Source organism: Kitasatospora sp. NPDC002965, assembly GCF_040611255.1.
Classification (GTDB): domain Bacteria; phylum Actinomycetota; class Actinomycetes; order Streptomycetales; family Streptomycetaceae; genus Kitasatospora.
The window spans coordinates 21,214-32,470 of record NZ_JBEXNT010000036.1 but is presented as its reverse complement, the minus strand read 5'-3'; the positions used below and the strand labels follow the sequence as shown (position 1 = coordinate 32,470).

The window sequence follows — 11,257 nt, the reverse complement described above, 5'->3', positions numbered from 1 at the left end:
GAGAAAAAGCAATCACGCCTGCTTGTTTTCACGTCCATGGGCGGGGCCCGCCCGTTCACCGCAGTGTGACTGGCAGCGATAATTGGCCATTGGCGGAGATAGTTGGCCAGAGGGCGATCAAGTAACTGTGAGTTACGAACAGGTTCGGAGATCCATCACCGACCCGCACGCGGGGGTGGTGTCGTGTGCACATGGGTACGCAGACTGCACCCCGGGGTCGTTCCGACGAGTGCAACTTGGTCCATCTGATCGAGCCGTACGGCAGTGATGGCGCCTTCCGTCATCAGCTGGCACTGGACGAGGGCTGGCCCCGCCGCTGGGTGACGACGTGGCTGTTCGACGGGGACCAGGTGGTCTGGCCGGTCCGGAACATCGAGTCGGTGCCTGTGCTGGCGACGCAGCCGATGCGCCGGTTCACCTGGCGAGCCCGACAAATGCATCGCCCTGGGCTGGAGTTCATGGTCTCGACCGGGCGCCAGCACGGCTTCGAGTCGCTGGAAGAAAGGCGCCTGCTGCTCGCGCTGGACTTCCTGCAGGTGTCCGAGGTGCTGCCGCAACCGTTCCTGCTGGACTTTGAACACGCCTCGGGCCGCGCGGCTCACGTCCCGGACTTCCTGGCTCTGATGCCGGGTGGAAGCCGGTGGCTGTTGGACGTGCGCCCTGGCCACCTCATCAAGGACGACGACGCCCTGAAGTTCGCCGCGACGCGGGAGGTCGCAGCTGCGGCCGGATGGCGGTACGCCGTGGTGACGGGATGGCGTCCGAACGTCATGAGCCTCCTGGACGCGTTGTCGGCCCGGCGGCGGCCTGCAGCTGACCCGCTGGGCCTGCAGCCCCAGTTGCTGGAAACGGCGACGGGCGGATCGATGTCCTTTTTGGACCTGGTGGAGTCAACGCAATGGCCGGCCCTCGCCCGCGCTCAGGCCATCCGTCTTCTCTGGCAGCGCCGGTTGGGCATGAGCATGGATGAACCGCTCCAAGACGGCTCACGGATCTGGCTGGGCAACGTCGTCGCCCGACACCAGGAGGGGCGCGCATGACCCGGGGTGTCCTTGTCCTGGCCAGCGGTGTCCAGCTGCGTCTGGGTGATCTCAACTGGACGGTGCAGGAGGTGGAACCACATGTCGGACGGGTCGTGCTGGCCACCGCGGAAGGCCGGCGCGAGCACCGTTCACTCCGCTGGCTCGTGAATCACCCAGACGTCCAGGCAGTTGCCGTGACTGACGTGTCCCAGAACCGGTCCCGCCAGCCGGCAGGTCTTGCCGACCTGACTCCGCAACAGCTTCAGCAGGCCCGCATTCGTGCAGAGCATGTACTCGAAGCGGAGACCGGCTACCGGAGCGGAGATCCCTTCCGGGCCCTGCCTCACGAACCGCGGCCTATCTACGATCCGGCGGTGACCACGCTGACCGAGCGTCAGAAGGCCAAGGCGGCGGAGCTGAAGAACTTCGCCCCTACCGAGGCAGCCGCTCTCGGGCTTCGCTACATGAGCGAGCGGACTCTGCGACGCTTGGCCGGGCGGAGTTCGGAAGAGATCGTGCTCGCCTGCGCGGACGGCCGGTGGTTGCGCGCGAGCGGCGGGCATCCCAGCATTACTGAGGAGATCCGCGAAGCGATCTTCGCGGTGAGGGAGGAGTTCCTGCGGCGCTCGCGGATGAGCATGCTGGCCCGGCATCGCCTGCTGCACCAGTACGTCCGCGAGGTCTTTCCCAACTTCCCACCCGAGGACATTCCCGGCCGCAAGACGCTGACGGCGGTCTGGACAGAGTGGTTCGGTCCGGACGGGTCGCGTCAGCGTTACGTCCGCACAGCCCAGACCGCAGACACCGGCCAGCGGGTCGTGGTTCACCGGCCTGGGCAGGTGATCGCGCTGGACAGCACACCTCTGCCGGTCAAGATCCGCGAGTCGGTCTTCGGCGAGCCGGTGTCAGCGATGCTCTCGCTCGCGCTCGACCTCTACACGCACTCGGTAGTCGCTTTTCGCCTCACGCTGCTGTCGGACACCTCGCTGGATATCGCGATGCTGCTGCGGGACGTGATGATGCCCTTGCCGATGCGGGAAGGCTGGGGCGAGGACATGGAGTGGCCCTATCCGGGGGTCCCGGCGACGCTTGTTGCTGAGTTTGCGGGGCACCGGGTCGCCGCACTGCCGTTCTTCGCACCCGAGACGGTCACCACGGACCATGGCAGCGTCTACAAGAATCACCACATCGTGGACGTCCAGCGGACGCTGGGCTGCAACATTCTGCCTGCACGGACCCTACGGGCCACCGACAAGTCCGCTGTCGAGCGGGCCTTTTCTGCATTCAACTCTCTTCTCCTGGAACACCTGCTGGGGTTCACCGGAGCCGATGTCGCCGACCGGGGCGCCGACCCGGAGAGCGACGCCGTCCTGACGATGTCCCAGATGGAGCACATCATCGCCACTTGGATCGTCAAGATCTGGCAGAACCGCATCCTGGGCGAGTACGCGCCGTCCTGGGCCCCCGAGGAACACCACAGCCCGAACTCCCTGTTCGCAGCGTCGATGCAGCAGGGCGGCTTCGACCTGGAGGTTCCCGGGCCGGAGCTCTACTACAAACTCCTGCCCAGCCATCACGTGAAGATCCACCGCCGTCGCGGGGTGAAGATCCGCGGACTTTGGTACCACGACCCAGCCCTGGACGAAGACCGCTTCCTGCAGCCGTCCGGGCGGGGCGGTCGACACCGAGGCAAGTGGGTGGTCCGATCTGATCGGCGCGACCGCCGCACTGTGTTCTTCCAAGACCCTGACGACGTCGAGCGCTGGCACGTCCTTCGCTGGACCGGGCTGCCGCCGGAGGGGGAGGTTCCGGCGTTCTCGGACAAGACCGTCGAGGCCTTGCTCGCCGAAGTCCGCCAGAAGCGGCTGGCCCCACGGACGGATGCCGATCTCCTACCGGTCCTGCTGGAAATCCTCGGATCGGCGATCCCCGTCAGCGAATGGCCGAGCCAGATGACCAAGCGCGAGAAGACCAGCCGTTCCCGACTGGCCGCGCAGGCTGCGGCTGCAGCAGCCGACCAGACACCGACACGCAAGCCACCGTCGGAGGCTGAGGTGGTCCCCTGGCCCGTCGAAGCAGCCATTGTCGAGAAGGCCGTGGATGCCGACCGGCGCCGCCGGCGCGAAGCGGTGGTTGTCCAGCAACCGACCCCACCGCCACGGCTCGGCGACAGCCTACGGCGCCGCAACGTATTCCTGTTGCCGCCCGACGAGGGCGAGGGTGACCAGCAGATCAAGGAGGACGAATGACAGCGCCCGTGCCACTGAACCCACTTGCTGGACTTCTGGCGAGCAAACCACCGCGCCGGGACACCTTCGAGGGCTGGCAGTACTACCGCAGAATGCGCCGCGCCTTCGTCCCCGCGCCGAGGCTGAGCCTTGACGAGTGGCGGTCGATGAGTCCGCGCCAGCGGTCCCTTCATAACCTGCTCCGCACGGCGACTCATGTGAACCTTCCGCTGCAGGAGACCCCGATGTCGCTCAAGGTGGCTCGCCTGGTCCAACGGCGCATCAGCAACAACGCATTGAAGGTGACTGCCGCGACCTGGCCCGGGGTGATGATCAGCGGTTGGGGCTATCAGGGGAAGACCGAGACGGTCTGTGAAGTCGCTGCCGACTTCGAGGACTCCTGGCAAGACCTCAACGAGTTCATGAACCCTGGTGTGACGCCTGGAACTCGCGCCCTGCACTCGCCGGTCGCCTACGTCCAGACTCCGGTTACCGCCAAGCCGAAGAGTACCTGCGAGGCGATCCTGCACTTCTTCGGCGCGAATACCAGGAATCTGACCCTACCTCAGCTAGTCCGGCAGGTTGCCGGTTCTCTGGACGACCATGGGGTCAGAGTCCTGATCCTCGACGACATCACCCGGCTCCGACTGCACCGGGCCGACGACCAGGACGCACTGGACCTGGTCCGGGCTTTCATGAGCATGAATGTCACCCTCATCCTGATCGGTGTCGACATCGTCGGCTCGGGCCTGCTGCGGGGCGCGAAGTGGGACAAGCGGGAGCGTCAGTGGGTGGTGCCACCCCCAGAAAACGCGCGCATCCATGGCCTGGAGGTCACCCAGACCGAGCGTCGCTTCGAGTTGGTCGAGCTCGACCGCTTCCGCTACACAACTCCCCGTGATATCCAAGCCTTCCATGACTACCTCGGTGGTCTGGAGGACGGCCTTCGCCTGTTCAACGCCGAGCCCGGAATGCTCACCGAAGGCGGCATGCCCGAATACCTGATGCGCCGCACCGGCGGCGTCGTTGGGCTCCTCAACCGCCTTATCGAGGACGGCGCCAAGGAAGCAATTGACGGCGGCCGAGAACTCCTGGACGAGGACCTCCTCGACGAGATCATCATTAGCCTCGATGACCCGGGACGAGATCCGGAAGCCGGTGAGGTTCCCACGATCCCGGCTCCGCTCCCCAGTGCGGAGAACCAAGCCGCCGCCAAACCGAGGCGTAAACGGAACACCGTCTTCGACGATGACGGCCCAGTGGCCGCTCAGGCCCAGGGGTGATCAGTGCCCGTGTCCGCCAACGAGCCAGCCCCGCTGCCCAGAAGCCTCGACCCGCTGCCGGGCGAGAGTCTTCCCGGCTTCATCCTGCGGCTCGCGCACCTCCTCGACCTGGCTCCGAGCGTTCTCATGCGCCAGGCTGGCCTGGCCACTCCAGGTGTCGGCAATCAGTCCTCCCAGGCGCGACACCTGCTGATGATGGAACCCACTGTCCTGGAGTCTTTCGCCCGTTGCACGCGCCTGACCGAGGCCGAGGCAGAAGCGCTCTCCATGCGACGTTTCGTGGGCCGCTATCCAGCTGTCACCGAGGCCCTGGTCAGCCCAGGGGGCACCACCTTGCGCCCGACCGGCAGGCCCCGGGACTGGCTCTTCCTGACCTCCAGCCGCTACTGCCCGCAGTGCCTTGCTGGCGACGGCAGCGAGATCCAACGCCGCCACGGCGGCGCCTGGAAAGTTGAGTGGCACTTTGGGATGGTCTTCGCCTGCCTCCAGCACAACGCTCTACTGGAAGATCTCTGCCCGTCCTGCGTGCAGCCCGCTCACAGCCGCGGCAACTGGAGCGCGACTCGGACACTGATTCCCTCCCAGTGGGTCGCGGGTCTTCATCCCGCGCAATGCCGCACCAAGATCCGGCGGCCGGACGGTCACCAACCCTGCGGCCAGCGACTGGACACTGCAGCCGTCCTGCCGGTCCGGCCGCTCACGCCCGAGCTTGCGTCGCTGCAGCGCAAGATCATCGGCCTGCTGGCACCCAGCCATGACCCGGCGGCCGCCTCCGCTGCGATACGCGATCTGCAGGTCATGTCAGCCGTGGTCTGCGCAACCTGGCCGAAGGCAGCAGCCCATGCAACCTTCGAACTCCCGCACGCCCTGGATGCCTACCTTTCCTCTGCCGGAACAGGTCCTTCGGTCCGAGTGCGATGGGATGCGACACCGCCCAACAGCACTCTCACCGCGGCCCTCCTTGCCCTTGCCGACACGCTTCTCGCCCAGCCACGGCCGACGTTCCAGCGAAGCCTCGGCGTCCTGCTCCAAGACGTCGAACCAGTGATGGCCAGCAACTGGACCAAGACCCGGGGCGCCGTCGCGTCAGGATGTACGCCTCTGACCAGACTTGATGTCGAACACGCCCTCACCCTTCGCTTCCCCAAACCCTCGATGAGGCCCGGACCGGACACCAAACCCATCATCCCCGTCCGCGAGCGCGGGTACCTGCCCGAACATATTCCCCAATGGCTGCCAGATGGCTGGCTCAGCCTTCTTATCAGCGACAGCGCCAGAGCCCGACTCGGAAGTAACGACAGGTTCCGCAGGACTGCCGCCGTTCACCTCGTCCAGGCCGCAACCGGCTCGTCGCTGTTCAGCGCCGCCCAGTTCCTCGGAATTCCGGCATACTGCCTCAGCGGACGCGGACGCACGCTAACCCAAATCACTTCCCCTGACGGCCAGGTCGCCCCACGCCGGGACCTCACGGAAGCTTTCGAGACCCTCGCACAGCACATCGCCCGTCTCCCCGATCCTCCCGACTACAGCCGCCGCCGGCACCAGCTCGCCTTCTGGAACCTCCGCCTTGACGAGTGGTACACCATCGCTGACCAACTTCCGCCTTTGACCAGCAGCACGTCAAAGCCGAAACAGGATGGCCTCATTCGTGAATGCGCTTCGGCCTACATCTGGGCCAAGGCCACAGGCAGCGAATGGGCTCTGGCCCCGTGCTTCCATCCTCCTTTCGCCACCCGCGACCGCCCTGTCCATCCAAATCTCCCTGAATACCGAATGCTCAGTCGAATCCATTACACAGAGAAAGCCTCGGAATACTTCCAGGCCCTGCGACAGGCCCTCGACACATACGCGCACCACCTGGCACTGTCGATCCCAAAATCTCCATGAACTACTTTATGTGCAGTTATGGTGGTCAGCAAATGAAGGACCAAGCAAGCATTGACCTTCTACTCCCTGCGACAATGCATCCTGACTCGCGAGCCGAACATGGCGTCACGGCTAATTATTTGAGGAGTCGGAAGTTCGGTTGAACAGCCCATGCCCGCAGGAACTCTGCCGTGCCGAAAACATTCGGCCACGGGCTGTCCGTCATAGCGATCACACCCGGAAGACCTGCCGCCACGTCAACCTGGTCATCCAGTAGCTCAGCAATAGCGACGCCGCCGACCACGTCCATGATGGCAGCCGTCAACAGGGCCGTGGTGATGTGATCGATCGGCCTATTGCATCCGGCGATGACGTCCACTGCGTGTGTCGGGCTGAAACCGATGAGCGGTTCCAGATTGGGGCCATCCGCGTGCTCGGCCTCGAAAATCTCCTCGTCCCCGATTCCGGGCCCCATGATGTAAACGAGAAATGGCCGGCGCACGTCGACTTCGCCCAGGTCCGCGACGCCGATTCGATCGGCGACTACGTTGAGGTCGTAGCCACCAGGACGCTTCTCCACGAACCAGGCCGACGAGCCCACCAGGACGTCCCGGAGCCGCTCGACTGTCGCGGCAGGAACCGCCTCGGCCAACTCAATCACCAATACTGGACCACCCATAGCGGGAGCCTACTGAACTTGAACTCCTGACGTTGTCGGGGCCCTGACTCCTGTGCCCAGGTAAGTACAAGTTCGCGCGCTCAGATGGTGTCCTCGCCTGGGGTCATGTCGTACTCGTCCACGTCGAGCTCGGCGTCGACTGCGGCGAGGAAGTCCAGGACATCGCGCTCCAGATGCCAGCCGAAGAGGTTGGGCGTGTCGGGAGCGTCCGGGTGGCTGGGCGATTCGTCGTGGTCGGTGTCGTTGAAGTAGCGCACGACTTGCAGGACTGCCCCGCCGCCGCCGTCGGCCAGTTGGCTCACGAGCTCGGCTATGCGGGCTGTGTGGGGCTGGAGCCTGTAGAGGAGCCGGGCGATCTGTTCGTCGACGCTCAGGCCGGGCTCCCGGCAGACGACCTTCCAGCGGTGGCTGACGGGAATCGTCTTCGGCTCGGTGGAGCGGCTGCCGCGGACGGACACCTCGTCAGGGGTGATGCCCAGTTGCGAGGTCATCTCGTCGGCGGAGACGTGCTGGCTGAACAATGCGAAGTACGCGTACTGGCGGAGAGGCATCCGGGGATGATAACGGTGCGAGGAGTGCGCCGAGCGAGATTTGTGCAGGTGGTCCCAGGGTCGGCGGTGACGCGACTTCGGCGTCGCCTGAGCAGTCCCCTTCGCAGCAGCTGCAGCCGCGTGGGAGCATCCGGTCATGCGTCTGATCGCCGATGGGACCAAAGCCGCCTCACGCTTGGTGCTCGTGAACGAACTCGAAACCGATGACGGATACGTCTTCGAGCTGGACAGCCCGCTGTTCTTGGTAGTTGGCGATCGGGTCAGCTTCGAGGCCAGCAACCTCGTCGTCGCTCGCGCGAGCGGTGAACGGATCCGGCGTGCCGGCTCCTGGTCCACACGCTGCCGGATCGGCAATTGCCTCCCCGCCGCCACCTCTTGAGCTCGATGTCGGGCTCAAGAGGGTGGCCGCAGCCACCGACGCGCTGCGGCAAGATTCACCTCGACGTCATCGCTCCATGAGCAGACCTCCAGCCACGACAGGTAGCCTCCCTGCGCGAAGACCAGGACCTCGCCAGGGCACTCGCCGGATTCAGTGAAGAGCTGTGCATCAGCCGCTACCACGGTGCCGGGGCCGGTCGGTGCGGGCTCCACCTCGCTGGTGTCGAGTTCGAGATAGGCGGTACCGCACCCGCATGTGCAACGGGACTTCACGCTGAGTCGTGGAACCTGCTGTCGGAGCGCAACGTGAACTGGTTGGTCCGTGCTCAGTACGAGCTCAAGCACATCGGCTACGTCATCGGGCAGGCTCTCGGTCATTCCGCCACCGTAGCTGACCAGCGCATTCTGGCTCCGGCCACTCCCGGCTCGTTGACCGTGGGGCAGCCGGGGCGCGAACGTCCAGCGCCAGGTCGGTGCCCGCGAGGCGGCCACCGGTGACCTCCAGTCGGCGCTGCAGCACCTTCGACTTTCGAGGCAGCCATGGCCAGTCGGCCAACCCCGGCCTCCGCTACCTTCCGTGATCGAGTACCCGCGGCATTGGCCAACTATCGCTGCCCAAAGTGGCCAACCATCACTGCCAACTCACCCCACCGCCCGCACAGGGCACGCTTTGACTGGCCAACTATCCCTGCCAGTCACACGCAGTTGCGGACGACGAGATCGTCGGCGCGCTGGAACTGCTCTGGGGCAGCTCGGCGGTGAACACCTGGAACGCCCGCCGCGGCGCGGTGCTCTCCTGGACGAGCTGGTGCGCCGAGCGCGGCTACGACGGGCCGCAGGTGCCGGCCTGGGCGAAGCGGATGCCGCCACCGGACTCCGACACCCCGGTGCGCTCGAAGATGGCGATCGATCGGCTGATCGCCCGCCGCGACGTCCACCTGCGGGAGAAGGCGCTGTGGCGGATGCTCTACGAGACGTGCGCCCGCTCCGAGGAGATCCTGGACGTCAACATCGAGGAGCTGGACCTGGCTGGGCGCCGGGCCCCGGTGAAGGCCAAGGGCGCCCAGCCGAAGGTGCGTCGGCGCGGCGCGGAACGCGCCGACTACGTGCTGGAGATGGTGTTCTGGGACGCCGGGACTGCCCGGCTGCTGCCCCGCCTGCTGAGGGGCCGCACCCGCGGGCCGGTGTTCGTCACCCACCGCCGCCCCGGCCCCGGCAAGGTGCTCTCCGCTCGCGACGTCTGCCCCGACACTGGCCCGGCCCGCCTCTCCTACGGTCAGGCCCGCGCGCTGCTTGACCAGCACACCGCCCTGGCTGGGCCGGGCACCGGCTGGGACCCGCACGAGTACCGCCACTCCTCCCTGACCCACCTCGGCGAGCAGGGGGCCTCCGAGCTGATGCCGATGGCCAAGTCCCGGCACAAGAAGGCGGACAACGTCCGGCGGTACTTCAAGCCCTCCGCCGAGGCGATCGCGGACGTCACCAGCCTGCTGGCCCCCGGCGACGCGCGCCGCTGAGGACGGGGGCGGTCGGGACTCGCGAACGCGCCCAGGTCAGAGTATGTATAAGACGGTACGCAAGGCGGTACGCAGACGGTACGCAGCGGTACGCACATGTGAAGCCGCGCCCGGCCATCGACCGGAACCCCCGGAGACGAACGCCGGGGCTGGGTAGCTTCCTGGCAGCCGGTGGTCCCGCTCACTGAGGAGGGCATGCACCAGACTTCCTGCGTCTGACGGTCGGCAGGAGGGTGGGCGCGCCCGGCGGCGGGCCGGGAGGCCGGTCACGGCCGGGTCGGACCGGCGACGGTGAACGCGCGGCCACACAAACGGTCAGTCGGGGCGTCGGCGCGGACGCGCCGTCCGCTTCGCCTGGCCCCGCCCGCACCCCGGGCGGCAGCGGCGCGAGGTCCGGGGACACCCTTCCGTCCCGGCTGTGATTCACGTCACTGCCAGCGGCTCGGTGCAGCATTCGGCCCCGTTCCGCCGTCATGGGGGCAGTGATCGGGACGGGACGAGGAGAGGAGGTCGGCGGGTGAGGTTTCGCAGGAGTGGTCCGGACAACGGATTCACGGAGTTCGTCGCACATCGGTCGGGAGCGTTGTTCCGCACCGCGTATGCGCTGACCGGTGACGTGCACGTGGCCGAGGATCTGGTGCAGGAGGCGCTGGAGCGGGCGTGCCGACAGTGGCGGAAGGTCGCGGTGGCGGACTCGCCGGAGGCGTACGTGCGCAAAGTGCTGGTCAACCTGGCCAACGACCGCTGGCGGCGGCTGTCGCGCCGGGGCGAGCGCCCCGGGCTGTCGGGGGTGCCCGAGATGGCCGACCCCCGGGACCGGTTCGGGCAGGTGGATCTGCGCGCGGAACTGATCGAGGCACTGCTCGGGCTGCCGATGGGCATGCGCAGCGTGGTGGTCCTGTACTACCTGCACGATCTGGACGCCCGGCAGGTCGCCGACGTCCTGGACATCTCTTCGAGTGCGGTGAGGTCCCAGCTCGCCCGCGGCCTGGCCAAGCTGCGCGATTCCGTATCGGGCGCCCAGGCGCCGCACACGCCGTCTGCCGCTTTCGGAGGTACGAAGTGAGGAACACGTCGTTCGGACCGGCCCCGTTCGAGCCGGGCCTCGAAGCCGAGCTGCGTGCCGCGGTGGCCTCCTTCGCCGACGGGCCGACGGCACCGGTCGTCGACGCGGCCGCGATCGAGCGAGCCGTCAGCCGCAGCCGCACCCGCCGGGCGCTCCTCGGCACCGCTGCGGCGTGCTGCGTGCTGGCGTGCGCCACGGTGGGGTTCTTCGCGCTGAAGCCCGTGCCACCCGCGCCCGGCGCCTCCCCGTCCCTGTCCCCACCGGCGAACGGGGCGTGCACCCCGCTCGCCACCGGCACCCCCAAGAGCGGAAGCGCCAATGCGACTCCGACACAGGAGCAGGAGCAGACCGCAGGAGCGGGCATCGCGCTGCCGGACCTGGCTGGCATGCCGGTCGAACAGGCCGGAAGCCTGCTGCGCGGACTCGGACTGAGCTGCACGATCATGCGGCACACGGACTGGAACGCTCCCGCGGGGCAGGTGATCAGCAGTCAGCCCCGGGGCGGCGCAGCACCGGTGGCACCGGGCTCGTCCGTCCTCCTGCTGGTCTCGACGGGCAAACCCGGCGGAACCTGAGCGACCGGGCCCTTCGGCCCGCGCACCGGCCGAGTGACCCAGGGGCCGGTGCCGGGCAGTCCGTCGACCGCGGCGCACCGGCTGGACGCCCG

Annotated in this window: 10 protein-coding genes and 1 pseudogene; 8 read left to right on the top strand and 3 right to left on the bottom strand. The window is 67.1% G+C overall.

What is annotated here, in order from left to right:
* The first annotated feature begins 236 nt into the window (after positions 1 to 236).
* From ABZY91_RS16770 to ABZY91_RS16755, 4 genes are read left to right on the top strand one after another with little or no spacing between them, the layout of a single operon-like run.
* Positions 237 to 1,040 (top strand): TnsA-like heteromeric transposase endonuclease subunit, encoded by an 804-nt coding sequence (locus ABZY91_RS16770; protein WP_355403046.1) that lies wholly within the window; start codon positions 237 to 239, stop codon positions 1,038 to 1,040.
* Positions 1,037 to 3,271: a transposase gene (locus ABZY91_RS16765; RefSeq protein ID WP_355403044.1), complete on the top strand. Its 2,235-nt coding sequence runs from the start codon at positions 1,037 to 1,039 to the stop codon at positions 3,269 to 3,271. Before ABZY91_RS16770 ends, ABZY91_RS16765 begins: the two co-directional genes overlap by 4 nt.
* Entirely contained in the window at positions 3,268 to 4,533 is a 1,266-nt protein-coding gene (locus ABZY91_RS16760) for an AAA family ATPase (RefSeq protein ID WP_355403042.1), read from the top strand. The genes ABZY91_RS16765 and ABZY91_RS16760 overlap by 4 nt, the downstream gene beginning before the upstream one ends.
* A 9-nt stretch (positions 4,534 to 4,542) precedes the next feature.
* A complete protein-coding gene (locus ABZY91_RS16755) occupies positions 4,543 to 6,420 on the top strand; it encodes a TniQ family protein (RefSeq protein ID WP_355403040.1) in 1,878 nt (625 codons plus the stop codon).
* A 115-nt stretch (positions 6,421 to 6,535) separates the two neighbouring features.
* On the opposite strand, the gene ABZY91_RS16750 is transcribed toward ABZY91_RS16755, so the two are convergent.
* Both ABZY91_RS16750 and ABZY91_RS16745 read right to left on the bottom strand, forming a co-directional pair.
* Positions 6,536 to 7,078, bottom strand: coding sequence for a DUF6368 family protein (locus ABZY91_RS16750; RefSeq protein WP_355403038.1), 543 nt, complete (start codon positions 7,076 to 7,078; stop codon positions 6,536 to 6,538).
* Between the two features lie 80 nt (positions 7,079 to 7,158).
* Positions 7,159 to 7,629, bottom strand: a complete 471-nt coding sequence (locus ABZY91_RS16745; protein WP_355403036.1) for a DUF4279 domain-containing protein — start codon at positions 7,627 to 7,629, stop codon at positions 7,159 to 7,161.
* 136 nt (positions 7,630 to 7,765) lie between these two features.
* Between ABZY91_RS16745 and ABZY91_RS16740 the strand changes: the two genes are divergently transcribed.
* Complete coding sequence (locus tag ABZY91_RS16740) at positions 7,766 to 8,008, top strand: hypothetical protein (RefSeq protein WP_355403034.1); 243 nt, start codon at positions 7,766 to 7,768, stop codon at positions 8,006 to 8,008.
* Between the two features lie 14 nt (positions 8,009 to 8,022).
* Here the strand turns inward: ABZY91_RS16740 and ABZY91_RS16735 are convergent, their stop codons facing one another.
* Entirely contained in the window at positions 8,023 to 8,385 is a 363-nt protein-coding gene (locus ABZY91_RS16735) for a hypothetical protein (protein WP_355403032.1), read from the bottom strand.
* Positions 8,386 to 8,708: 323 nt separating this feature from the next.
* Here ABZY91_RS16735 and ABZY91_RS16730 point away from each other — a divergent pair.
* The 3 genes and pseudogenes from ABZY91_RS16730 to ABZY91_RS16720 form a co-directional block, all read left to right on the top strand.
* Positions 8,709 to 9,524: pseudogene (locus tag ABZY91_RS16730) on the top strand (site-specific integrase); the annotation flags it as partial.
* Between the two features lie 517 nt (positions 9,525 to 10,041).
* Complete coding sequence (locus tag ABZY91_RS16725; RefSeq protein ID WP_355403030.1) at positions 10,042 to 10,590, top strand: SigE family RNA polymerase sigma factor; 549 nt, start codon at positions 10,042 to 10,044, stop codon at positions 10,588 to 10,590.
* Positions 10,587 to 11,165 (top strand): PASTA domain-containing protein, encoded by a 579-nt coding sequence (locus tag ABZY91_RS16720; RefSeq protein WP_355403028.1) that lies wholly within the window; start codon positions 10,587 to 10,589, stop codon positions 11,163 to 11,165. The genes ABZY91_RS16725 and ABZY91_RS16720 overlap by 4 nt, the downstream gene beginning before the upstream one ends.
* Positions 11,166 to 11,257: the final 92 nt, after the last annotated feature.

What these genes read in the sequence shown, in the direction of transcription:
- ABZY91_RS16765 (WP_355403044.1), top strand. Translation starts at nt 1,037, where the DNA reads ATGACCCGGGGTGTCCTTGTCCTGGCCAGCGGTGTCCAGCTGCGTCTG.
- ABZY91_RS16760 (WP_355403042.1), top strand. Translation starts at nt 3,268, where the DNA reads ATGACAGCGCCCGTGCCACTGAACCCACTTGCTGGACTTCTGGCGAGC.
- ABZY91_RS16750 (WP_355403038.1), bottom strand. Translation starts at nt 7,078, where the DNA reads ATGGGTGGTCCAGTATTGGTGATTGAGTTGGCCGAGGCGGTTCCTGCC.
- ABZY91_RS16745 (WP_355403036.1), bottom strand. Translation starts at nt 7,629, where the DNA reads ATGCCTCTCCGCCAGTACGCGTACTTCGCATTGTTCAGCCAGCACGTC.
- ABZY91_RS16740 (WP_355403034.1), top strand. Translation starts at nt 7,766, where the DNA reads ATGCGTCTGATCGCCGATGGGACCAAAGCCGCCTCACGCTTGGTGCTC.
- ABZY91_RS16735 (WP_355403032.1), bottom strand. Translation starts at nt 8,385, where the DNA reads ATGACCGAGAGCCTGCCCGATGACGTAGCCGATGTGCTTGAGCTCGTA.